Annotated in this window: 20 protein-coding genes; 8 read left to right on the top strand and 12 right to left on the bottom strand. The window is 75.0% G+C overall.

The window, feature by feature from the left end:
• Positions 1-12 precede the first annotated feature (12 nt).
• Positions 13-987, bottom strand: a complete 975-nt coding sequence (locus tag C569_RS0101005) for a daunorubicin resistance protein DrrA family ABC transporter ATP-binding protein (RefSeq protein ID WP_018783956.1) — start codon at positions 985-987, stop codon at positions 13-15.
• An 85-nt stretch (positions 988-1,072) separates the two neighbouring features.
• On the bottom strand, positions 1,073-2,233 hold the full coding sequence (locus C569_RS0101000) for a glycosyltransferase (RefSeq protein WP_018783955.1): 1,161 nt from the start codon (positions 2,231-2,233) through the stop codon (positions 1,073-1,075).
• Between the two features lie 71 nt (positions 2,234-2,304).
• On the opposite strand from C569_RS0101000, the gene C569_RS0100995 reads away from it, so the two are divergent.
• Positions 2,305-3,243, top strand: a complete 939-nt coding sequence (locus C569_RS0100995) for a 3-oxoacyl-[acyl-carrier-protein] synthase III C-terminal domain-containing protein (protein WP_018783954.1) — start codon at positions 2,305-2,307, stop codon at positions 3,241-3,243.
• A gap of 20 nt (positions 3,244-3,263) precedes the next feature.
• Positions 3,264-4,208 carry a hypothetical protein gene (locus tag C569_RS29595; protein ID WP_018783953.1) on the top strand — a complete coding sequence of 315 codons (945 nt, stop codon included), beginning with the start codon at positions 3,264-3,266 and terminating at the stop codon, positions 4,206-4,208.
• Here the strand turns inward: C569_RS29595 and C569_RS0100985 are convergent.
• The 6 genes from C569_RS0100985 to C569_RS0100960 all read right to left on the bottom strand — a co-directional run bounded on the left by C569_RS0100985 (position 4,113) and on the right by C569_RS0100960 (position 11,434).
• Entirely contained in the window at positions 4,113-5,138 is a 1,026-nt protein-coding gene (locus tag C569_RS0100985; RefSeq protein ID WP_231394680.1) for an aminotransferase class I/II-fold pyridoxal phosphate-dependent enzyme, read from the bottom strand. The genes C569_RS29595 and C569_RS0100985 overlap by 96 nt on opposite strands.
• Entirely contained in the window at positions 5,138-6,412 is a 1,275-nt protein-coding gene (locus tag C569_RS0100980) for an NAD(P)/FAD-dependent oxidoreductase (protein WP_018783951.1), read from the bottom strand. The genes C569_RS0100985 and C569_RS0100980 overlap by 1 nt, the downstream gene beginning before the upstream one ends.
• Positions 6,409-8,109, bottom strand: coding sequence for a prenyltransferase/squalene oxidase repeat-containing protein (locus tag C569_RS0100975; protein ID WP_018783950.1), 1,701 nt, complete (start codon positions 8,107-8,109; stop codon positions 6,409-6,411). Before C569_RS0100975 ends, C569_RS0100980 begins: the two co-directional genes overlap by 4 nt.
• Positions 8,106-9,122, bottom strand: a complete 1,017-nt coding sequence (locus C569_RS0100970) for a UbiA family prenyltransferase (RefSeq protein WP_231394679.1) — start codon at positions 9,120-9,122, stop codon at positions 8,106-8,108. Before C569_RS0100970 ends, C569_RS0100975 begins: the two co-directional genes overlap by 4 nt.
• Before the next feature lie 14 nt (positions 9,123-9,136).
• Positions 9,137-10,156 (bottom strand): polyprenyl synthetase family protein, encoded by a 1,020-nt coding sequence (locus C569_RS0100965; protein ID WP_018783948.1) that lies wholly within the window; start codon positions 10,154-10,156, stop codon positions 9,137-9,139.
• Between the two features lie 252 nt (positions 10,157-10,408).
• Positions 10,409-11,434, bottom strand: coding sequence for a methyltransferase (locus C569_RS0100960; RefSeq protein ID WP_018783947.1), 1,026 nt, complete (start codon positions 11,432-11,434; stop codon positions 10,409-10,411).
• Between the two features lie 160 nt (positions 11,435-11,594).
• On the opposite strand from C569_RS0100960, the gene C569_RS0100955 reads away from it, so the two are divergent.
• Entirely contained in the window at positions 11,595-12,458 is an 864-nt protein-coding gene (locus C569_RS0100955) for a TauD/TfdA family dioxygenase (RefSeq protein WP_018783946.1), read from the top strand.
• 7 nt (positions 12,459-12,465) lie between these two features.
• Here the strand turns inward: C569_RS0100955 and C569_RS0100950 are convergent, their stop codons facing one another.
• Complete coding sequence (locus C569_RS0100950) at positions 12,466-13,677, bottom strand: cytochrome P450 (RefSeq protein ID WP_018783945.1); 1,212 nt, start codon at positions 13,675-13,677, stop codon at positions 12,466-12,468.
• 157 nt (positions 13,678-13,834) lie between these two features.
• On the opposite strand from C569_RS0100950, the gene C569_RS0100945 reads away from it, so the two are divergent.
• A complete protein-coding gene (locus tag C569_RS0100945) occupies positions 13,835-14,998 on the top strand; it encodes a nucleotide disphospho-sugar-binding domain-containing protein (RefSeq protein ID WP_018783944.1) in 1,164 nt (387 codons plus the stop codon).
• 10 nt (positions 14,999-15,008) lie between these two features.
• Complete coding sequence (locus C569_RS0100940; protein ID WP_018783943.1) at positions 15,009-16,211, top strand: cytochrome P450; 1,203 nt, start codon at positions 15,009-15,011, stop codon at positions 16,209-16,211.
• Between the two features lie 4 nt (positions 16,212-16,215).
• On the opposite strand, the gene C569_RS0100935 is transcribed toward C569_RS0100940, so the two are convergent.
• Positions 16,216-17,625: a condensation domain-containing protein gene (locus C569_RS0100935; protein WP_018783942.1), complete on the bottom strand. Its 1,410-nt coding sequence runs from the start codon at positions 17,623-17,625 to the stop codon at positions 16,216-16,218.
• Between the two features lie 65 nt (positions 17,626-17,690).
• On the opposite strand from C569_RS0100935, the gene C569_RS0100930 reads away from it, so the two are divergent.
• The 3 genes from C569_RS0100930 (at position 17,691) to C569_RS0100920 (ending at position 20,065) form a co-directional block, all read left to right on the top strand.
• Positions 17,691-18,371, top strand: a complete 681-nt coding sequence (locus tag C569_RS0100930; protein ID WP_018783941.1) for a 4'-phosphopantetheinyl transferase superfamily protein — start codon at positions 17,691-17,693, stop codon at positions 18,369-18,371.
• Between the two features lie 74 nt (positions 18,372-18,445).
• Complete coding sequence (locus tag C569_RS0100925; RefSeq protein WP_018783940.1) at positions 18,446-18,739, top strand: phosphopantetheine-binding protein; 294 nt, start codon at positions 18,446-18,448, stop codon at positions 18,737-18,739.
• Positions 18,740-18,751: 12 nt separating this feature from the next.
• On the top strand, positions 18,752-20,065 hold the full coding sequence (locus tag C569_RS0100920) for a glycosyltransferase family 2 protein (RefSeq protein ID WP_018783939.1): 1,314 nt from the start codon (positions 18,752-18,754) through the stop codon (positions 20,063-20,065).
• Positions 20,066-20,092: 27 nt separating this feature from the next.
• Here C569_RS0100920 and C569_RS0100915 read toward each other — a convergent pair whose 3' ends face one another.
• Both C569_RS0100915 and C569_RS0100910 read right to left on the bottom strand, forming a co-directional pair.
• Entirely contained in the window at positions 20,093-21,331 is a 1,239-nt protein-coding gene (locus C569_RS0100915; protein WP_018783938.1) for a beta-ketoacyl synthase, read from the bottom strand.
• Between the two features lie 95 nt (positions 21,332-21,426).
• Complete coding sequence (locus tag C569_RS0100910) at positions 21,427-21,687, bottom strand: acyl carrier protein (protein WP_018783937.1); 261 nt, start codon at positions 21,685-21,687, stop codon at positions 21,427-21,429.
• Positions 21,688-21,739: the final 52 nt, after the last annotated feature.

Below are 21,739 nucleotides of genomic sequence, written 5' to 3'. Positions count from 1 at the left end.
TCTCGCGTCCGGTCACTCGGCGAGCGACCGGCCGGTCTTGGTCAGGAACACGTCGTCGAGGCTGGGCCGGCGGGCCTCGATCGCGCCGGGCTCGATGCCCCTGTCGTAGAGCGCGCGCATGATCTGCGGGATGGCGGTGGCGGCGCTGTCCACGTAGAGCCGCAGCGTGCCGTCGACCGGCTCGGCCGCGTGCACGTACGGCGCCTCGGCCAGCAGCTTCGTCGCGGCCGGCAGGTCGCCGCCGGTCTCGCCCGCGACCTCGGCGGCGAAGTCGACGGCGACCACGTCACCGGAGATCTCCCGTTTGAGCGCCGACGGGGTGCCTTCGGCCACGATCCGTCCGACGTCGATGATCGAGACCCGGTCGCAGAGGCTGTCGGCCTCGTCCAGGTAGTGCGTGGTGAGGAAGATGGTCATGCCCGCCTCGCGCAGCCGCCGTACCTCCTGCCACATCCGGACCCGACTGGGCGGGTCGAGCCCGGCTGTGGGCTCGTCCAGGAACATGACCTGCGGTGAGTGGATGACGCCGAGTGCCACGTCGAGGCGGCGGCGCTGCCCGCCCGAGTACGTCTTGATCTTGCGGTCGGCGAAGTCGTCGAGCTGGAACGCGCGGATCGCACCGGCGGCCAGCTCCTGCGCCACCGACTTGGACAGCCCGTGCATCCGGGCCTGGAGCACCAGATCCCGCCGGGCGGTGGAGTCGTCGTAGGTGCCGCTGGCCTGCGCCACGAAACCGATCCGCCGCCGGACCTGCGCGGGCGCGCGCAGCAGGTCGACACCGGCGATGGTGGCCGCTCCCCCGCTGGGCCGGATCAGCGTGGCGAGCATCCGCAGCGTGGTGGACTTGCCCGCACCGTTCGGGCCGAGGAACCCGACGATCTCGCCGCGCCGCACCGCGAAGTCGACGCCGCGTACCGCGTCGACTGTGGTGGCGCCGCGCCCGCGCCCGACCCGGAAGGACTTGCGTAGGCCGGTGGCCTCGATCATCGAGCCTCCTCGTGCGGCACGACGCCTGCGCGGATGCGTCAGGTCAGGCTAGTTCGGCCCCGACGGCTGGACAACGGTCGATGCGTCAGCCGCCGGAAGCCGTCCGCGCCAAGGCGGCGAGGCGCGCCGCCGCCGCGCGGGCGCCGCCGGCCGCGACGAACGACTCCCCGACCCGGCGCGCTCCCGCCCGGTACGCGGGTTCGTCGAGCACCGCGCTCAGCGCCGCGGTCAGCTCCGCCGGGGTCGCCGACGCGAAGGAGACCTCCAGACCGGCGCCGGCCCGACGCACCTGACGTGCCACCGCCGGATGGTCGTGCCGGATCGGCGCGACCACCACCGGCACGCCGTGGGCCAGCGCCTCGGAGACCGTGCCCAGCCCGCCGTGGGACACCAGCGCGTCCAGCCGGGGCATCAGCTCCAGCACCGGCACCCGCGGCGCGACCAGCACGTGCGGCGGCGGGTCGGGCACCAGGCCGGCGCCGGCGGTGAGGATCACCTGGACCCGGTCCGCGAGCGGCGCGGTCGCCGCCGTCATCCGCCGGTAGAAGTCGGCCGCGAGGTGCTCGGCCATCGTCCCGACGGTGACCAGCACGTGCCGGCGGCCGGGATCCCATTCCTGCCAGGCGAACGCCGGTGCGTTCGGCCGCCGTCCCAGTGCGGGCCCGGTGAGCACGCAGCCCGGCGGCAGCGGCGCCGGGCCGGTCAGCGCCGTCGTGGTCAGCCCGAGCACGAGGTACGGCGAGAAGCGCAGGTCGATCGTCTCGTCCACTGGTACGCCGGTCATCGCCCACACCCGGCGGACCTGGGCGCGCACCCAGTCGGTGAAGTCGGGCATCTGCTCGACCGGCGGCGTCAGCTCCAGCATGCCGACGCAGAACGTCGCCCACGGCAGCCCGCGGCGGTGCGCGGCGAGCGCGCCGGCCAGCGCGTACTGGTCGGCCACCACCACGTCCGGCCCGTACCGCTCGACCGCCGCGTCGGCGGCGTCGCGGATGAACCGGTTCGCGGGCAGCACGTGCCCCTCCCAGAGGCTGCGCACCGAGGCCGGCCCGGACGCGCCGTCGGGGCGGTAGTAGCGCTTGCCGGTCGGGAACAGGGTGGCATCGGGGCCGACGAGCGGGCGCAGGTCGCTGCGCGGCCCGACCCAGGCCACCTCGTGCCCGGCCGCCTCCAGTTCCTGGGCGATGGCGACCGGGGCGTGCAGATGGGACTCCACCGGCAGCACGACGAACAGGAAGCGAGCCACGTCGATATGATCGCACACGCGTTGACATCCACCGGCGTCACTGATCTGATCCGTGGCGTGACGGTACGCGTATGACGGCGATCGACGCCGTCTCGGTGTTCCTGCCGCAGCGCCGGGTACCGGTCGAGAGCCTGGCCGCGCCGCTGGGCCTGAGCGACATGCAGGTCCGCCTGTTCCGCCGCTTCCACGGCCTGACCGAGGTCCGCCGCGACCCCGCGCTGTCCCTGACCGACCTGCTGCTGCGCGCGGCGGCCGGACTCACCGCGCTTCCCGCGCTACGGCGGCGGGTCCGGTTCGTGGTGTACGGGCGGGCGTTCCCGGTGGTCACCCCCTATCCGGTCAACCCGCTGCACGAGGTGTGCCGCACGCTCGGGCTGGGCCACGCGCTCGCGTTCACGCTCACCCAGCAGTCCTGCGCGAGCGCCCTGGCCGCGATCGACGTGGCCGGACGGCTGCTCGCGGCCGAACCGGACACGCCCGACGGCCCGCCGCTCGCGCTGGTGCTCACCGGGGAGAAGGCGTTCACCCGCGACGCCCAGTTCATCCCGGAGACGTCGGTGTTCAGCGAGGGCTCGTCGGCCTGCCTGCTCAGCGCCGGTGGCGGCCGGGACCGGCTGCTCGCGTACGCCTGCCACCAGCGGGGCGAGTTCGACGTCGCAGGCGGCGAGTCTCCGGCGCGGTTCCAGCGGGTGTACCGGCCGGCGCTGGCCGAGGTGATCGGCCGCGCGCTGGACCGGGCCGGCACGACGCTGTCCGAGCTGCGGCTGGTGCTGCCGCACAACGTCAACCTGATCACCTGGAAGCGGCTGTGCCGGCTGATCGGGCTGCCGCTGGAGCGGGTGCTGCTGGACAACGTCACCGGGACCGGCCACGTGTTCTGCGCCGACGCGTTCGTGAACTACCGCACCGCACGGGAGCGCGGCCTGCTCCGGCCGGGTGACCGGTACCTGGTCGCGGCGGTGGGCGCCGGGGACGGAGCGACGTTCGCCGCCATGGTGTTCGAGCACTGACCGGCGGACGGGAGGCCACCATGGACGACGGGCTGCACCTGCTGCGGGCCGCGCGGCGCACGGTCACCGGCCCGGCCGCGCTGCTCGGCGATCCCGTGCTGCGCGAACGCACCGCCGGCTACCTGGCGGACCTGACCCGGCCGTACGGGCTGCGGATCCCCGACGGCCTGTTCGACGCGCCGCCGGGGACGCTCGGGCAGTCGTACGGGGAGATGGCCGCCGAGCTGATCCCGGTCGTCGTGCCGCCGGACGAGCCGGTGGACCTGCTGGTGCTGACATTCGCCGTGCACGACATGTTGCCAGGGCGGGCCACGGCGGCGTATCTCAGTCACGTCTGCCCCGGAGGGCCGATGTCGTTCGCGCTCTGCGACCAGGGATCGGCTGCGGCGTTCACCGGGCTGCGGATCGCCCGCGGATACGGGTGCCGCCGCGCCCTGCTGGTCACCGTCGAGCAGGCGGTCCTGCCGTACGACGCGGTGGTGCCCGTACCGGCCCGCCACCGGGCCGTCGCCATGCTCTACGGCACCGGCACCGGCACCGGCACCGGCGCACGGGTGACGGCGCTGCGCCAGCACGCGGGCGTCCGTGCGGACGACGTCGCCGCGCTCGCGGCGGCCGAGGTGCGGGAGCTGACGACCGGACGCGGCGATGCCGCGGTCGTGCTCGGCGCGGACCTCGCGGCGGCGTGGCCCGGTCCCGGCGGCGACGCGGTGACGACCGGTCCGCAGCGGCAGCCGTCGACAGGTCTCTGGTGGGCGCTGCTGGACCGCCTCGCCGCGGACGCGGCGCGGCCCCGGCCGGTGGTGGCGGCCGACTACGAGCCCGGCCTGGGCTACCTGAGCGTGGTCGCGCTGGAGCCGGTGGGCCGGTCAGAGCCCGTCGGCGAGCGCGGCGCGCACGAACGCGCACAGCCGCTCGTTCGCCTCCGGGGAGCCGACGGTGATCCGGACCCCGGCGCCGGGTAGCGCCATCACCAGGATGCCCGCCTCCCGGGCCCGCTCGGCGAACGGCACGGCCCGCTCCCCCAGCGGTAGCCACACGAAGTTGGCCTCGCTGGGCGCCACGGTGAGCCCGAGGCCGCGCAGCGCGCCGATCAGGCCGGTACGCGCCGCCACCAGGTCCGTGCACCGCCGGGTCAGCTCGGCGCCCACCTCCGGCGTCAGACTCGCCACCGCGGCCGCCTGGGCGAGCGCACCGGGGAAGAACACCGCCCCGGTGAGCGCGGCGGCCCGGGTGAGCCGGGGCGGCACCACGGCGTACCCGACGCGCAACGCGGCCAGCCCGTACGCCTTGGAGAAGGTGCGCAGCACACAGACGTTGCCGTGCGCCCGGTACAGGTCCATCCCGTCCGGTGAGCGCGGATCGGTGACGAACTCGCGGTACGCCTCGTCCACGATCACCGGGACGTCGGCCGGGACGCGGTCCAGGAACGCCTCGACGCCGTCGCGGCGCAGCGCCGTACCGGTCGGGTTGTTGGGGTTGCACAGCAGCACGCACCGGGTCCGGTCGGTGACCGCGTCCGCCATCGCCGGCAGGTCGTGGTCGTACCCGCGCATCGGGACCGGCACCGGGCGGGCACCGGCGTTGCCGATGACCAGCGGATAGCCCTCGAAGGACAGGGCCGGGTGGACGACGTCCGGGCGCGGCCCGAGGGACTGCAGGAGGTGCTGGCACAGCCCGGCCGAGCCGGGGCCGACGAGGATCGCCTCGGGGCCCACGCCGAGCCGCGCCGACAGCGCGGCCACCAGCGCCGCCGACGTGCGGTCCGGATAGCGCTGGAGCGTCGCGGCGGCGTCCTCGACCGCCCGCCGGATCCCCGGCAGCGGCGGGTAGGGCGTCTCGTTCATGGACAGGTCAGCCGGGGGTTGCGTCCCGACGGCGGTGGCAGGCGTCATCATCGCTCACTTTCCGACGGGACCGGTGGGGCCGGGGTGTGCGCGTGCCGGTCGGCCAGCAACCCCAGTTGGTAGAGCCGGTCGACGGCGGACAGCGGCCGGACGTCGGTGCCGGAGAGGTTCCCGGCGGTGAGCCCGAGCAGCCGGGGGTTGGCGGCGGTGCGGCGCATCATCCGCGCGCCGAGCAGCTTCGGCAGCCCGGACACGGCGGTGATCATGCGGGAGGCGTTGTGGCTGACGGTGGCGACGTGGTCCAGCCGGGGCCGCCGCGCCGCCTCGAAGGCCCGCAGCGCCCGGTCCACAGCCACCGGTTCCGGTGTGCCGCCCTCGGCGGCCAGGCAGGCGGCGAGCGTCTCGGCGTCACCGAGTGAGCTGTTGACGCCCTGCGCGGCCATCGGGTGCACCGCGTGGGCGGCCTCGCCGACGAGCGCGAGCCCCGGTACGGCCAGCCGAGCGCTGCGCAGCCGGTAGACCGCGAGCAGCTGGCGCCGGTGCAGGCTCGCGCGCACGGCCGGGCCCAGCGGGCGGACCGCCGGGACGTCGGCGAGCAGCCGTTCGCACCACGCCCCCAGGTCCACGCGGCCCCTGAACTCGTCCGGTGTGACCTGCACGTAGAGGCGGCACCGCCCGCCCGGCAGCGGGTAGACCAGGCAGAGTCCCCGGGGGGTGCGGTACGCGGACACCTCGTCGGCCACCGCGGCCTCCGCCACGTCGAAGGCGACCAGGCCGTGCGGGTACTCCCGGCGCTCCACGGCGATCCCGGCCGCCCGGCGCAGCGGCGAGGACATGCCGTCGGCCGCGACCACCAGCGACGCCGCGATCTCCCGCTCGGCACCGTCCGCGACGACCCGGACGCCGCCGACCCGGCCGTCGCCGTCGCGCCGGACACCCGTCACTCGCACGCCCCGCCGGAGGTCCACCGTGGCGGGCAGCCGGTCGGCCAGCACCGCGCGCAGGTCGCCGTAGTCGGCGCAGAGGATCTGCCGGTACGCCCCGGGCAGGCCCGCGTAGTCCAGGCAGAGCAGCGGCTCGCCGTACGCGTCGCGGATGGCCAGCCGCCCGACCGGGCGCGCGCCGGTGGCCCGCAGGGCGTCCAGCACGCCCCAGGAGTCGAGGATGCGTACCGTCTCGGGCTGGAGGATCTCGCCCTTGGCGATCGGCGCGGGGGCGCGCTGCCGGTCGAGCACGAGCACCCGCAGGCCGAGCGCGCCGAGCGCGTGGGCGCAGGCCAGGCCACCGGCGCCGGCACCGGCCACCACGACGTCGGCGGTCATCGGGCCACCGCCCCGGACGCGGTGCCGGATCGGGTGGCGGCGGCCCCGCGGTACTCACCGAGCGCCCGCAGCGCGAGCGCCTGGGTGATCACCGCGTTCGGGTACCGCATGTGGTGGCGGATGTAGTTGCACACCCGGGCCGCGGGCCAGGCGCCGTCCGGTCCGGCGGCGGCCACCAGCCAGGCGACACCCCGGTCCACCGCGCCGACGGCGGCCGGATCGCCGGTGGCGAGCAGGCCCTGTACCGCCCAGGACGTCTCCTCCACAGTGCCGCCGGTGCCGTCACCCGGGCCCCACGAGCCGTCGGGCAGCTGGGTGCCGCGCAGCCACCGGGCGGCGCGGCGCACCACCTCGTGCCGGGCGTGCCCGACCCGGGACAGCGCGGCGACCACCACAGCGGTGCCGGAGGTGTGGTCGCGGTACCAGAGGTTCTCGAACGTGCCGTCCGGCGCGGCCCGGGTCAGCAGCCAGGCCGCCGCCCGGACGATCGCCGGGTGGTCGTCCGGGTGCCCGGCGTCGTGCAACGCGAGGATCGCCTGGCTGGTGATGGCCGGACAGGGGCCGTCGTTGGCGAGCCGGGTGTCGCGCACCCACAGGCTCCACGAGCCGCGGCTGTCCTGGCGGCCGGCGAGCCACGCCAGTCCCTGGCGCAGCACCGGGTCGGTGCCGGCGTCCGGGAATCCGGCGAGCGCGGAGAGGATCTCGGCGGACTCCAGCGTGACCGGCCAGCCCCGGACGTTCGAATAGCTCCACCCGCCCGGCGGCACGGCCAGCACCTCGAACGCCTCCGTCTTGCGGGCGGCGTGGAGGAACTCCCGGGTGGCGTGCAGCCGGGGATCACCGGCGTAGCCGGCCGCGATCAGTCCGGTCGCCGCGTACCCGGACCGGGTGAGGTCGAGGTTGGCGACCGCGTCCCAGGAGCCGTCGGGGCGTACCGCCCGGCGCAGCCAGCCGACGGCGGCGCGGGCGATGTCGGGCGCCTCGCCGCTGCGGGCCAGGCCGAGCAGGACGAGCGCGGCCGGCCACGGATCCTCGCTCAGCGCTCCGGTGCGGCCCTCGTGGTCGTGGATGGACCGCAGCAGCCGTACCGCCGCCGGGCGGGCCCGGCGCAGCGTGGCCCGGCGCAGCCGGCCCGCCGGCAGCATGTCGGCCTGCATCAGGGCCAGCCCGACGAACGGTGCGGTACGGAACGACAGGCGCTGCCGGCGTACCCGGTCGAACAGGACGATCTCCAGCGGCAGGCGGCGCAACGGGCCGGCCTCGGCGGTCATCCCGGCCATCGTGAGCAGTTGCCGGCACAGCAGCGAGATGGCCGGATCGGTGATCGTGTCGACGCCGCCGAGGGCGGCCAGCCGGACCCGTCCCGCCGCGATCACGCCCGCGCTGTCGGCGGGCGCGGTCAGGGCCAGCGCCGCGACCGCCACGGCGGTGGGCACCACAGCGGTGCCGGCGCCCACGACGCCGCCCCAGCCGCCGTCGTCGTGCTGCGCGCGGCGCAGCCAGGCGGTTCCGGCGTCGACCAGGTCGGCGCAGCCGGACGGGTCGGCGGCGTGCAGCGCGGCGACCGCGCCGGCGGTGCCGAGCACCGAGGCGGGCGGGTCGTCGCCGAAGGCGCCGTCGGGGCGGCGGCGGCGGAACAGCGCCTCGGCGCCCGCGGTGAGGGCCTTCCCGACGGTCTCGGCGGTCACAGCGGTCATGGCGCGTCCTCCAGCGGCAGTCGACTGCGGGTGGCGAGGGTCAGGCCCGCGACCGGCGGGCCGAGTTCGTGCCGGACGCGCATGCGGCGCTGGGCCAGCCAGGTCAGCAGCACCATCGGGAGCGCGAGCGCGAGTTGCACGGCGACGCCGAGGCCGAGCCCGACCGCCGCCGAGGCCAGCACGACCCGCTCGACGACCAGGACCGAGTGGGCGCGCAGCGCGACCAGGACGGGCATCCCGTCGCGGCGCGCCACCAGCGGGGTCAGCGCGACGACGCCGGTGACCAGGACGACGACCACGGTGCCCAGGTACGCCCCGCGCGTGCCCGCCCCGGCCAGCAGCCCGGCGGTCACCGCGGCACCGATCGTGACGGCGTAGAGCGCCACCACGGTCCGCACGGCCACCGGCACACCACGCCCCACGGGCAGCGTGCGGTAGCCGCCGGCCCGGTCCCCGTCGATGTCGCGCAGCGCACCGACCAGGTTGGACATCGCGTCGTGCGACCAGAACGCGACGACGAGCGCGAGCAGCACCGGCACCGCCCAGGACCGGTCCGGCGCGAGGCCGGCGGCGAACGCGCCGTAGGCGAGCGCGACCGCGCCCAGCGCGCCGCGGACCAGGTTGCCGGCGATCCCCCGGGCCTTGAACCACCTGCTGTACGCGACGATGCCGCATCCGGCCAGCAGCGCCGCCACGGTGGTGCCCCAGCCGCCGGCCACGGCCAGGACGCCGAGCGCGGCGAAGCAGGCGATGCCGCACCACAGTGCCGTGCCCGCGCCCAGCCGGCTGGACGGGATCGGCCGGTGCGGCTTGCTGCCGGCGTCGAGGTCCCGGTCGAAGTAGTCGCCGAGATAGTGTCCACCCAGCCACCCGGCGGTGGGCGCGGCCCAGGCCGACAGCAGCAGCCACGGATCCCGACCACCGGCCACCGCGGCGCCGGCCAGGCCGACCAGCCCGACGTACCAGAGGGTGTAGGGCCGCCAGGTCTCCACGTGGGCCCGCAGTGCTCGCACGGCCCCGGCCGTGTTCACGCCATCTCGCTCGTCATCCAGGCCGCGATGCCGGTGAGCACGTCCGCGCTCGCGGACGGGGTGAGCACTGTCAGCTCGGCGCGGGCCCGCTCGGCGTGCTCCACCATCCGCCGCCGGGCGCCGTCGACCGCGCCCGCGTCGCGGAGCAGGGCGGTGACCCGTTCGACGTCGCCGGGGCCGGCGCCGCGGCGGTGCAGCACCGCCAGCAGTTCCACCCGGGCCGCGTCGCTGCTCACGTCGTACGCCAGCAGCAGCGGCAGGGTGGGACGGCCGTTGTTGAGGTCGCTGCTCGCGGGCTTGCCGGTCTGCTCCGGGGTGGACAGGTAGGACAGCAGGTCGTCGCGGATCTGGAACGCGGTGCCGACGTGCTCGCCGTAGCGGGCCAGCGCGGCGGACACCAGCGGGTCGGCGCCGCCGAGCAGCGCGCCGACGTGGCACACGGCGCGGAACAGCGAGCCGGTCTTGAGCCGGATCATCTCCGGGTACCAGCGGGCGCCCGCGTCCAGGTCGCCGACGAGGCGCGCCTCCAGCGCCTGCCCCCGGCACAGGTCCTGGCCTGCCTCGGCGAGCGCGCTGACGGCGGCGACGACCGACGCCGGGGGTACGGCCCGGCCGCCCTCCACGAGGGCCCGGAAGGCGTGGAAGATGAGGTGGTCGCCGGCCACGATGGCGCCGGGGATGCCGTACGCGACCGGGACCGCGGGCCGGCCGCGGCGCAGCGTGTCGGCGTCGATGATGTCGTCGTGCACGAGCGTCGCGACGTGCAGGTACTCGGTGCCGAGCGCGGCCGCGAGGACGTCCTCCGGCGATCCGCCCACCGCCTCGGCGGCGTGCAGCGTCATCATCGGGCGGAGCATCTTGCCCGCCGGCAGCAGCGCGTAGCGCACGATCGCGTCGAGCTGGTCGGGCGTCTCCGGCCACCGCCGCCCGAGTTCGGCGCGCAGCAGCCGCCCCGATTCGCTGCGGGCCAGGTCGTCGATGAAGCTCGGATATCGGGTGGAGCCAGCAACCGTCATGACGCGTCGACCCTTTCGCCAGGGATCGGCTAGCCGCCACGCGAGACGTTACCGGTCGGCTCTCCCGCGAACAACCATTGATAAATGCGCATGAAGATGGGTGGCCACAAATGTCGTGACAGCATTATCCAGCACATTGACCGATGCACAGAGGAATCCGCCGGTTGACCCATGGCCGCCATCTCGAAACATATGCGTCAATGTTCGGGCGCACGGGACGGCACCGGACAGGTGCGACTCGCCCCGCCTCGCTCAGGCGCCGGCGGCGAACTCCATGAGCGTCAGCCCGTCGGTGCCGTGATAGGTGCGCCGGGGCGCCAGACCCGCGGCGGCGGCCAGCGCGGCGAACTCGGGCAATCCACGCTCGCGACCACCCACGAGCACCAGCATCCGCAGGTCGTACGGGGACAGGTGCGGCACGTGCGGCACCGTCGGCAGCACCTCGACGACGAGCACCCGGCCGGTGGTCCCGGCCGCCTCGGCGCAGCGCCGCAGGATCGCGGTGGCGTGGGCGTCGCTCCAGTCGGTGAGCGCGCGGGAGACCACGTACACGTCGGCGCCGGGCGGCAGCGGGGCGAAGAAGTCCCCGACCACGGCCTCGGCCCGGCCGGCGAGGCCGCACGCGGCGAACGTGGCAGCGGCGGTGGCCACCGGCTCGTCACGGTCGACGAGCGTGCCCCGCAGGTGCGGGTGGGCGGCCAGCACCTCCCGCAGCAGCCCGCCCGCTCCCCCGGCCACGTCGACCACGTGCGCCACCTCCGGCCAGGGGTAGAGCGCCGCGACCTCCGGCGCGGTGAACCGCTGCTGGCTGAGCATCAGCGCGTCGAAGTAGGCCCGATGCTCCGGGTGGGCGTCGAGGTCGGCCCAGAAGTCACGCCCGTGCACCTCCCGGTAGCCGGGCCCGCCGGTGCGGATCGCGTGCGGCAGACCAGTCCAGGCCAGGTCCATCCGCGCACCGAGACCGGCGAGGTCGAGGTAGGCGCCGTGCCCGCCGCCGCCGCGGTCGCAGAGCAGCTCGCCGACGTCGGTCAGGCCGAACACGTCCGGCGAGACCTCGACGAACACGCCCCGGTGCACGAGGTAGCGCAGCAGGCGGCCCAGCGCGGCGGCGTCCGCGCCGCAGGCGCCGGCCAGCTCGCCCAGGCCGGTGACGCCCGCGGCGATCCGGTCCGGCACGCGCAGCGTCACCGCCGTGCGGACCGCGAACGGGGTGGCCAGATCGGTGAGCCGGTCGAGCCGCTCCCCTGCGTCACCCTCGATCGGGGCATCGATCGACACCGGCGCCTCCTCCCGCGTCGCGGGCCGGCACCGCCGCCCCGCCGGTGCGCATGCTTCCAGGCGTACGGCGGGTGAGTCAACGACGACGGCTGGTGAGGACATTCATGGCCGTGGAACAATTCGCGGGCCAGCCGAGGCGCGCAGACCGGAGGGATCATCGATGACCACATCCATCGCGGCCGAGGTCCGGCTCGTCTCCGGCGCGCTGGGCGCCGAGGTCCACGGCATCGACCTGAACACGCTCACCGACGAGGGCTTCGCGCTGATCCACGACCTGTTGCTCAAGCACCAGGTGGTCTTCCTCGCCGGCCAGAGCGGGCTGACGCCGCAGGCGCACGTCGCGTTCGGCCGGCGCTTCGGCGAGGTGGAGCTGCACCCGTACCTGCCCCGGCTGGACGGACACCCGGAGATCGTCGTCATCGACTCCGCCGACGGCGGCAAGGTCGACGTCTGGCACACCGACATGACGTTCCACCAGAGCCCGCCGATCGCCTCGATCCTGCACCTGATCCAGCTGCCCGAGGTCGGCGGCGACACCATGTGGACCAACCAGTACCGGGTCTACGAGGCGCTCTCCGCGCCGATGCGGGACCTGCTCGACGGGCTGACCGCCATCCACGTCATCCGGATCGGCACCGAGTTCACCAGCCGCGCCGAACACCCGGTGGTCCGGGTGCACCCGGAGACCGGGCGCCGCTCGCTGTACGTCAACCGGCTGTTCACCTCGCACATCCCGCAGTTGACCCGCAACGAGAGCGACGCGCTGCTGGAGCACCTGTTCACCTTCTCCGAGAGTCCCCAGTTCACCTGCCGCTACCGCTGGCGGACCGGGGACGTCGCGGTCTGGGACAACCGGGTCACCCAGCACTACGCCGTGAACGACTACGACGGCCCGCGGCGCGGGCAGCGGATCACCGTGCTCGGCGACCACCCGGCCGGGAACGAGCCCCGGTGGGAGCACTACGTCCCGGCACCCGGCCAGCGGTACTGGCCGGACCGGGTGAACGCGGTGGAGAGTTACTGACCGGCGGTCACCAGGTGACCGGGAAGGAGGCGATGCCGCCGTTCATCCGGTCGTGCCGCCACGGGATCTCCGCCAGCGGCACCGCCGGCGACAGCGCCGGCATCCGGGTCAGCAGCGCACCGAGCGACAGCTCCACCTGCATCCGGCCCAGCGCCGTGCCGAGGCAGAAGTGCGGGCCGAACCCGAAGGTCAGATGCGGCACGCCGGACCGGCGGTCGATGTCGAAGACGTTCGGCTCGGGGAAGAAGCGGGGGTCGCGGTTGCCGGCCCACGGGATCGCCATCACGCAGTCGCCGGCCCGCATCCCGACCCCGCCGAGGACCAGGTCCTCGCGGACCACCTGCACCCGGAACATGGCGCTCACCGACGTGTAGCGCAGGATCTCGTCGGTGGCCGCGGCGAGCTTGCCCGGCGCGGCGCGCAGCTTCGCCAGTTGCTCCGGGTGCTGGAACAACGCGCGCAGGCCCGCGCTCGTCGAATTGATCTCCAGCCCGCCGAGCAGCACCCCCATGGCCAGCTCGACCAGCTCGGCGTCGACCAGTTCGTGCGCGTCGCCGCCGCGGACCCAGGCCGAGAGCAGGTCGTCGCCGGGCTCGGCCCGCTTGCGCGCCAGCTGGCCGGCCAGGTAGTCCCGCAACTCGGCCTGCGCGGTCGCGGCGGCGGCCGAGCCGTACGCGGTGACCGAGTTCAGCCCCTCGATCCAGGCGTAGAACCGCTGCCGGTCGGCGGCCGGGACGCCGAGCACGTCGCACACCACGAGCACCGGCAGCGGCGCCACCAGCCCGGCCACCACGTCGGCCGGGCGCGGACCGGCGAGCAGGGCGCCGACCAGCTCGTCCACCAGCCGCTGCACCCGGGGGCGGAACGTCCCGATGCGCCGGGCGGTGAACGCACGGCCCGCCACCCGCCGCACCACCGCGTGCGCCGGGCCGTCCATGTTCAGCTCCCGGGGACCGCCGCCGTCCGGTGTCGCCGTCGCGCCCGGCGGCAGCCGGGAGAAGCGGGGGTCGGCCAGGACGGTGCAGCAGTGCTCGTAGCCGAGCACGAGCCAGGCCGCCCGGCCGTCGGGCAACCGCACCCGGCTGACCGGCTCGGCGACGACCATCTCCAGCAGCTCGGCGGGAAGGTCGCCGGTGAACGGTTCGAACGGATAGGAACGGAGCCCGGAATTGACCGTCACCGGGCCACCGGGAGGCTGATCGTGGTCCACCTCGGACATCGACCAAGAGTCCAGCATCGGTTAGCCCGGCGTCAATATCCGCCGCTTGCGTCCGCGACCTTCCGCGTACCGGTGCCGATCCCCTAGCATCGGTTCTCCAGGGCTGCCGTTTCGCCGTGCGGATTGGTGGGATTTGACTGCGCCGCTGCGAATTCTGATGTCGACGTGGGGCTGGCGGTCGCATTTCTACGGCCTGGTCCCGCTCGGCTGGGCGTTGCAGGCCGCCGGTCACGAGGTACGGGTGGCCAGTCACCCGTCGATGGCCGCCACGATCAGCGCGGCCGGGCTCGCCGCCGTACCGCTGGGTGCGGACGTCGACTTCGCCGAGGCGTTCGCCGGGCGGATCGGGGCGGTGGCGCCGCTGGCCGGTTCCGCGCCGGCCGGCACCGTCGAGCCGGCGATCACCGCCGACGGCGGGGTGGTCCGGTTCGCCGACGCCGTCCTCGACGACCTGGTCTCCTTCGGCCGGTCCTGGCGGCCGGACCTGGTCCTCTGGGAGCCGTTCAACCTGGCCGCGCCGGTAGCCGCCGCCGCGCTGGGCGTGCCGGGCGTGCTGAACCTGTGGGGGCCGGACTCCTCGACCACGCTGCGCCTCGACCCGGATGAGGTGGTCGGGCCGCTGGCCGCCCGGTTCGGGCTCCGCGCCGCCGACGTGCCGCTGGACGGCGTCCTGACGCTCGATCCGGTGCCGCCGCCCATGCAGGTGCCGATGCGGCGCCCCGGCCGTCCGGTGCGGTTCGTGCCGTACAACGGTCCCGCAGTGGTGCCGGACTGGCTGCGCCACCCGGCGGACCGGCCCCGGGTCTGCGTCACGGCGGGCACCATGATGGCCGGCGCCGGGCTGCACGACCGGCTCGACCTGGCCGGGGTGATCCGCGCGGTGGCCGGGCTCGACGTGGAGGTCGTCGTGGTGGTCGAACCGCGCCAGCACGAGGGGCTGGGCCCGCTGCCGGCCCGGGTCCGCCTGGCCGACGGGCCGCTGGCGGTACGCCTGGTGCTGCCCACCTGCGCCGCGCTCGTGCAGCAGGGCGGGGCCGGCACCACCATGACCGCGCTCGCGTACGGCGTGCCGCAGCTCGTCCTGCCCCAGGTCAGCGACCAGCACTTCAACGCGGAACGGCTGGCCGCCACCGGTGCCGGCACCTGGCTCGCGGGTGAGCAGGCCACCACCGCCACGGTGCGGGACCTCGTCGGCGAGCTGGTCGGCGACGGGCCCCGGCGGCGGGCCGCGGCGCTGATGCGTGACCGGGTCCGCGCCATGCCCGCGCCCGCCGACCTGGTGCCGACGCTGGCCGCCCTGGCCCGGGGCGGCCCGATCTGAGGAGTCGCAGATGACGCAGGAGCCACCGGCCATCCCGTACCCGCTCGCGCCGGCTCCGACGATCTACCACCCGTCGCCGGACTACACCCGGATGCGGGAGACGTGCCCGGTGGCCCGGGTGGAGCTGCCCGACGGGGCGTGCGCGTACCTGGCCACGAGGCACGCCGACGTGCGCCGGGTCTTCACCGACCAGCGGTTCAGCCGGGCCGCCGCGGCCGGCCCGAACCGCCCGACCCGGGAACTCGGCTCGCTCGCCGAGGACTCGCTGATCGGGATGGACCCGCCGCGGCACACCACCATGCGCCGGGCCGTCTCGCACGCGTTCACCGTCCGCCGGGTGGAGGAGCTGCGCCCGCGGGTGGCGGCGCTCGTCGACCGCATGATCGACGACCTGGAGGCGGCCGGCCCGCCGGCCGACCTGATCACGCACCTCTCCGGTCCCCTGCCGATCTCCGTGATCAGCACGCTGTTCGGCATCCCCGACCGGGACCGGGAGCGGGTACGCCGGTGGTCGGACGCGCTCGTCGGCGACTGGGACGCCGACCCGGATGCGCCCCGGGCGGCGCTGGAGGCGTTCCGCGAGCTGATCGACCAGCGGCGCCGCGAGCCCGGCGACGACCTGATGAGCGCGCTCATCGCGGTCTGGGACGAGCACGACGACCTGACCGAACGGGAGCTGGTGTCGGTCACCGCGGGGATCTTCGTGGGCGGGCACGAGACCACCACCAACCAGCTCAACCTGTTCCTGCTCGTGCTGGCCCGTCATCCCGAGCAGCTCGCCGGGCTGCGCGGCGACGATCCGGTGGCGGTCGCCCGGGCGGTCGAGGAGCTGTCCCGTTTCATCCAGCTCGGCGACAACGGGGTGCTGCTGCCCCGGGTCACGACCGAGGAGGTGGAACTGGGCGGCGTACGCCTGCCGGCCGGCGCCGCGGTGCTGCCCGCGATCGCGTCGGCCAACCGGGACGCCGCGGTCTTCCCGGGTGCCGACACGCTCGACCTGACCCGCGTCCACAATCCGCACCTGGCCTTCGGCGCCGGCCCGCACCACTGCCTGGGCGCGGCGCTGGCCCGGATGGAGTTGCAGGAGGCGCTGGGCGCGCTGCTGCGGCGGCTACCCGGGCTGCGGCTCGCTGTCGACGAGTCGGAGCTGCGGTTCCGGCCGGGGCTCGTGGTGCGCAGCCTGGAGTCGCTGCCGGTGACCTGGGACCGGTGACCGGTCAGCCGCTCGCCGACCCGGGGGTGACCCGGGTCGGCGCGGCGGGGTCCAGGGCCGCCTCCACCGCCACCTCCTCCACGCCGCGCAGCAGCCGTTCCGCCTGCTCCTCGGTGAAGCAGCCGAAGTCGAAGATCACCTGGAGGTGGACCGTCTCCGGCTGGTCCTCGACGGTGATGAACATCTGCTCGGGCAGGTGGTCCAGCGGGCCGTCCCAGACCAGGAACGTCTCGTCGGCCCGGCGGCGGATCCGCTCGGCGGTCACCGGGTCGTCGTGGAGCCCTCCGTCGGCCGCCTGCCGCGTGGTCACCCGCCGGTCGTTGATGCGGCAGCTGATCCGGGCCGGGTACCCGCGCTCCGCGTCCAGCCGGTCCGAGACCTCGGCAAGCTGGGCCGGGTCGTAGTAGGCGTACTTCCCGGCGGAGACCGCGGCGCGGCGGGCGCGCGCCACCACCTCGTCCACAGTGGTGGCGGCGGTGTCGACGCGCAGCACGCCGTTCTGGCTCAGCGGGGCGATGGCCTCGGCGAAGCCCGGCCGGAACCGGTTGCCGACGATGAGTTTGGCGGTGAGCGGGCTGACGCCGGTGGCCCGGCCGATCGCGATCGCGATGACGGCGAGCAGGACGCGCGAGGTGTCCGTGCGGGTCCGCGCCGCGACGGCCCGCACCGCCAGGTACGCCGCGGGTGAGTCGAACCGGCCGTGCCAGTACCGGTGGCCCCGGCGTCCACCGGCCGCCGGCTCGCCGAACGTGAGCGGCGGGACATCCCGCAGGTGCTCGGCCCAGTGGCGCACGGCCCGGTCGCTGACCCGGCGCAGCGGCGGCGTCTCCTCCCGCCGGCCCAGGTCGAGGATCTGCACGGTACGCGGGTCGACGACCCGGCGGACCGGCCGGCCGGCCAGACCGAGGTCGGCCAGCACCAGGGACGTGGCGGTGCCGTCCACCACGAGGTGGTCGATGGTCAGCACCCGGTGCACCAGGGCGCCGCGGTGCCGGATCACCGCCATCTTCACCGACCAGTCCCGGTAGAGGTCGTAGTGGCTCAGCAGGCGGGCGTGGCCCAGGTCGTAGGCGAACGCGGCCACGTCGGCCGGGTCGGCGTCGTCGGGCACGTCCACCACGTCCAGGACCGTCTCGCCGCTGGCCGACACCACCTGGCACGGGCCGGCCCCGTCGCCGGGGCCGAGCCGCATCCGCAGCGCCGGGTGCCGGGCCATCAGCGTGGCGAACTCGGCCGTCACCTGCTCGATCGTGACACCCGCGGGCATCGGGTGGGCGCCGCTGACGTTGTGCGTCCAGCCGGTCTCCCGCATGTCCTGCATGATGGCCTTCTGCCCCCAGGTCAGGGGTGCGGTGCCGGCGCCGGGCCCGGCGAACGCCACGGGCACCTGGGCCTGGACCGTCTGCGCGAACACCCGTTCATCAGAGCAACGCGCATCGGCGTGTGTCAACGTGACGGCGCGCGGTTACGCTGCCGTCCATGCGGGACGCCGTCCGGGTCTGGATCCTTGCGGCAGCGGTGCCGGCGGACGCGCTGGCCCGGTACCGGGCGGTGCTCGACGCGGACGAGCGGGACCGGGCCGCACGCCTCGGCACCGGGGCGCTGCGGGACCGGTTCACCGTGGCGCACGGCGCGCTGCGCGTCCTGGCCGGGCGGGCCACCGGCGCGCCACCGGCGGCGCTGACCTGGCACCGGGGGCGGTACGGCAAACCGGCGCTGACCGGCCCGTGGAGCGGCCTGCACACGAGCCTGTCGTACTCCGGCGACCTGGTGGCGGTCGCGCTCAGCGAGGGCCGCCCGGTCGGCGTGGACATCCAGCACGTCGCGCCGGGTGGGGATCCGGTGTCGGCGTCGGCGCGCTTCTTCCATCCCCGGGAGGCGCGGCACGTCGCTGCCGGGCCCGGCCGGGCCGGCCGGGCGCTGCGGTTCGCCCGGCTGTGGGCGCGCAAGGAGGCGGCCGTCAAGGCGGCCGGGGGGCGGCTGTGGCCCAACCTCGGGATGCCGGTGCACCGGGGCGATGTGGTCGAGTGCGTCGACCCGGCCGGACCGTACCGGCTCACCGACCTGCGCACGCCCGCCGGGTACGCGGTGGCGGTCGCGCTCACCGGCGACCGGCAGTACACCGTCGAGTGCCGCACCGACCTCGGTGACGATCGGTGACGATCGCCGTACCCGTTGACACCCGACGATGTCCCCTGCTCTGATGACTCCATGCCGACGCGCATGATCGACTCGTGGGACGCCCGGTGCTAGGACACGACGCGCCGGTCGACACGCCGCCCCGTGACCAGGTCGTGGACCGCCTGACCGTGTTGCTGACCCGCATGCTCCGGCCGGACGCGCCTATCACCGAGCGGACCCAGCTGATGGACGAGCTCGGCCTCAGCTCCTCGCTCGGCCTGGAGTTGCTGCTGGCGCTGGAGGACGAACTGGAGATCCAGATCGACGTCGAGGAGCTGGACGAGGACCGGATGGCCACACTCGGCGACCTGGCCGACTACATCACCGCCAACTCCACCCCGCGCTGAGCAGGCCGAGACGTGGACCGGCCCGGCCTGAGCGTGGTGGTGCCCGCGCACGAGAACGGATCCGCGCTCGACGCGACGCTGCGCTCGCTGACCCGGCAGACGCTGCCGCCCGGTGACTTCGAGGTGATCGTCGGCGACGACGGCTCGGCCGTGGCGCTGGGCCCGGTGGTGGACGCGTACCGGGACCGGCTGCGGATCGACTACGTCCGCAGCGAGCGCAACCGGGGCCGCAGCGCCAACCGCAACGCGGCGGCGGCCCGGGCCCGCGCGGACACCCTGATGTTCCTGGACGCCGACACGGTGGCGCATCCCGGGCTGCTGCGACGGCACCGCGACTTCCACGCCGGGCGGGCCGGCCGGCCCGGGGTGCTGCTCGGCCAGCGGTACGACCTGGACTGGGCCGGCGCCGACGCGCTGCACCGGGACGAGCCGGTCACCCCGGCGATGCTCGACGCCGAACGCGGCGACCCGAGGCTGGAGGACATCGCCCTTCCGCAGCGGACGGCCGACTTCCCGAGCGCGCCCTGGGTCCTGGGCCTGACCCACAACGCCTCGGTCGACCACGAGTCGTTCCGACGGGTCGGCGGATTCGACGAGGCGATGGTCAAGTGGGGCTTCGAGGACCTCGACTTCTTCTACCGGGTGTTCCACCTGCACGGCGCCCCGCCGGAGCTGTTCCGGCTGGACACCGAGGCACTCTCCTACCACCTGCCGCACTTCCGCAAGACGTCGAACGGGCTCGCCTCGATGGACAACATGAAGTACCTGCTACGCAAGCACCTGCGCTACGACGTCGAGGTGCTGTACGGGCTCAACACGTTCGGCCGGCACCTGGGCCGGATCCGGCTCTACGGCCAGGCGATCGAGGCGTACCGGTCCGGCGGGCTGGGCCGGCCGGACGCGCTGCCCGCGTCGCTGCGCGACGAGCTGGCGGTGAGCGCGGCGCTGGTCGTGGGCAACGGCGTGTCCGCGCTGGACCTGGGCGCCGGGTCGCACACGTTCGACCACGACGCGCCGACCGGCGAGACGAACTCCCATCTGCTCGGCACCGTGCTCCAGCAGTTCAAGACCGGCGCGCTGGACCTGATCGTCAACGTCGACATGTGGCGGTGCCTGCTGCCCGAGGACCTGCCCGCGTTCCTCACCCGAGGGCTGCTCAAGGCCGACCGGATCGAGCTGGTCGCCACCCGCACCGGCCCGGACCAGCGCGCCCTGCTGCCGGTGCCGCTGGTCGCCGACCTCGACTACGTGGCCGACATGCTGCGCCCGCACTTCACGGTGGCCCTCGCCGGGTACGACACCGCCACCGTGATCACGCTGCGCTGAGGCACACCGCTCGGGCGGGCCGGCCGCTCAGGCGGGGCGCGCCAGGACGAGGCTGACATTGTGCCCGCCGAAACCGAACGAGTTGGACAGCACCGCGTCCACCGCCACCGCCCGCGCCTTGTCGCGGATGTGGTCGACCTCCCCGGCGCGCTCCGGGTCGTCCAGGTTGTGCGTGGGCGGCAGCAGGCCGCGACGCAGCGCCTCGACCACGATGGCCGCCTCGATCACGCCGGAGACGCCGAGCAGGTGCCCGGTCACGCCCTTCGTCGAACTCAGCGGCGGCGGGCCGGTGCCGTACACCTCGGTGAACGCGGCCAGCTCGGCGGTGTCCCCGGCGCGGGTGCTGGTGCCGTGCGCGTTGACGTACCCGATGTCGCCGGGCACCAGCCCGGCGTCGCGGACGGCCATCCGCATGCACCGGGCCGCGCCCGCGCCGTCGGGGCGCGGTGTGGTCGGGTGGTGGGCGTCGTTCGTGGCGCCCCACCCGAGCACGTCGGCGTGCCGGTGGGCGCCGCGCGCGGCGGCGTGCGCGGCGCGTTCCAGGACGAACACCCCGGCGCCCTCGCCGAGGACGAGCCCGTTGCGGCGGCGGTCGAAGGGGCGGCTCGCGGCGGCCGGGTCGGCCCAGCCGCGGGCGAGCGCGCGGGCGTTGCCGAACGCGTCCGCGAACGTCGGGAACAGCGGTGCCTCGGCGCACCCGGCGAGCACCACGTCCGCCTCGCCGGCGCGCAGGATGCGCAGCGCCTCGCCGACCGACTGCGCCCCGGCCGCGCACGCCGTGCCGATCGACGAGGTGTAGCCGTGGATGCCGAACTTGATCGCGATGCGGGCCGCGCCCATGTTCGGCAGCGTCCCGGGCAGCATGTACGGGCTGACCCCGAACCGGCCCCGCCCGGCGCGACCGAGCACCTGTTCCTCCAGGGTGGACAGCCCGCCGACGCCGGAGACGATGGCCGCCACCCGGTACGGGTCGACGTCGTGGCCGACCCGGAGTCCGGCGTCGGCGAGCGCGTCCTCGGCGGCGCGCAGCACCATCACGATCGACCGGTCCACGACGCGGGACTCCGGGCCGGGCAGCACGCTCGCCGGGTCGATCGCCGGAGCGAACGCGGCGACGTCGAGCACGCCGTGCAGCGGATGGCCGGCCGGCGGGCGGGAGAGCCCGGACCGGCCGTCGCAGACCGCGTCGAACACCTCCGCGGCGGTGGAGCCGACCGGGCTGACCAGGCCGATCCCGGTGACGGTGACCCGTTCGCGCACGCTCACCGGCCCCGGCCCCGGCCCTGGCCCCGGACCCGGACCCGGTGCCGCGCCGGCATCGCCGGGCCGCGACCCGGCCGGCTGTCGAGTCCCGGCATCGGTCAGTGCGCCGAAGCCGGCGCGATACGCGCCGCCACCGCCCGACTGAACTCGCCGACGGTCATCATCGCGAGTTCCTCCGCCTCGTCGTCGTCGAAGGCGACAGCGAACCGGTCCTCCACCCGCACCGCCAGCTCGGCCAGGCCGAGGGAGTCCACGTCGAGCCCGGCGGGACCGAAGACGGTGTCGTCGTCGACGTCGGAGACGTCGTATTTCATCTCGGTGAGTGCGGCGAGGAGGAACGCGCGGATCTCGTCGGTCATGTCCGGTGTTTCCCTTCCACGGTGTCCTGGCGGCGCGCTCGACCCGCTCGGC

The organism is Micromonospora sp. CNB394, assembly GCF_000374985.1.
Classification (GTDB): Bacteria; Actinomycetota; Actinomycetes; order Mycobacteriales; family Micromonosporaceae; genus Micromonospora; species Micromonospora marina.
Note: the sequence above shows the minus strand (reverse complement) of the source record. Positions and strands in the feature narration are given on the sequence as shown.

What these genes read in the sequence shown, in the direction of transcription:
- C569_RS0100965 (WP_018783948.1), bottom strand. Translation starts at nt 10,156, where the DNA reads ATGACGGTTGCTGGCTCCACCCGATATCCGAGCTTCATCGACGACCTG.
- C569_RS0100985 (WP_231394680.1), bottom strand. Translation starts at nt 5,138, where the DNA reads ATGACGCCTGCCACCGCCGTCGGGACGCAACCCCCGGCTGACCTGTCC.
- C569_RS0100945 (WP_018783944.1), top strand. Translation starts at nt 13,835, where the DNA reads ATGTCGACGTGGGGCTGGCGGTCGCATTTCTACGGCCTGGTCCCGCTC.
- C569_RS0101005 (WP_018783956.1), bottom strand. Translation starts at nt 987, where the DNA reads ATGATCGAGGCCACCGGCCTACGCAAGTCCTTCCGGGTCGGGCGCGGG.
- C569_RS0100940 (WP_018783943.1), top strand. Translation starts at nt 15,009, where the DNA reads ATGACGCAGGAGCCACCGGCCATCCCGTACCCGCTCGCGCCGGCTCCG.
- C569_RS0100980 (WP_018783951.1), bottom strand. Translation starts at nt 6,412, where the DNA reads ATGACCGCCGACGTCGTGGTGGCCGGTGCCGGCGCCGGTGGCCTGGCC.
- C569_RS0100995 (WP_018783954.1), top strand. Translation starts at nt 2,305, where the DNA reads ATGACGGCGATCGACGCCGTCTCGGTGTTCCTGCCGCAGCGCCGGGTA.
- C569_RS0100910 (WP_018783937.1), bottom strand. Translation starts at nt 21,687, where the DNA reads ATGACCGACGAGATCCGCGCGTTCCTCCTCGCCGCACTCACCGAGATG.
- C569_RS0100975 (WP_018783950.1), bottom strand. Translation starts at nt 8,109, where the DNA reads ATGACCGCTGTGACCGCCGAGACCGTCGGGAAGGCCCTCACCGCGGGC.
- C569_RS0100955 (WP_018783946.1), top strand. Translation starts at nt 11,595, where the DNA reads ATGACCACATCCATCGCGGCCGAGGTCCGGCTCGTCTCCGGCGCGCTG.
- C569_RS29595 (WP_018783953.1), top strand. Translation starts at nt 3,264, where the DNA reads ATGGACGACGGGCTGCACCTGCTGCGGGCCGCGCGGCGCACGGTCACC.
- C569_RS0100930 (WP_018783941.1), top strand. Translation starts at nt 17,691, where the DNA reads ATGCGGGACGCCGTCCGGGTCTGGATCCTTGCGGCAGCGGTGCCGGCG.
- C569_RS0100950 (WP_018783945.1), bottom strand. Translation starts at nt 13,677, where the DNA reads ATGTCCGAGGTGGACCACGATCAGCCTCCCGGTGGCCCGGTGACGGTC.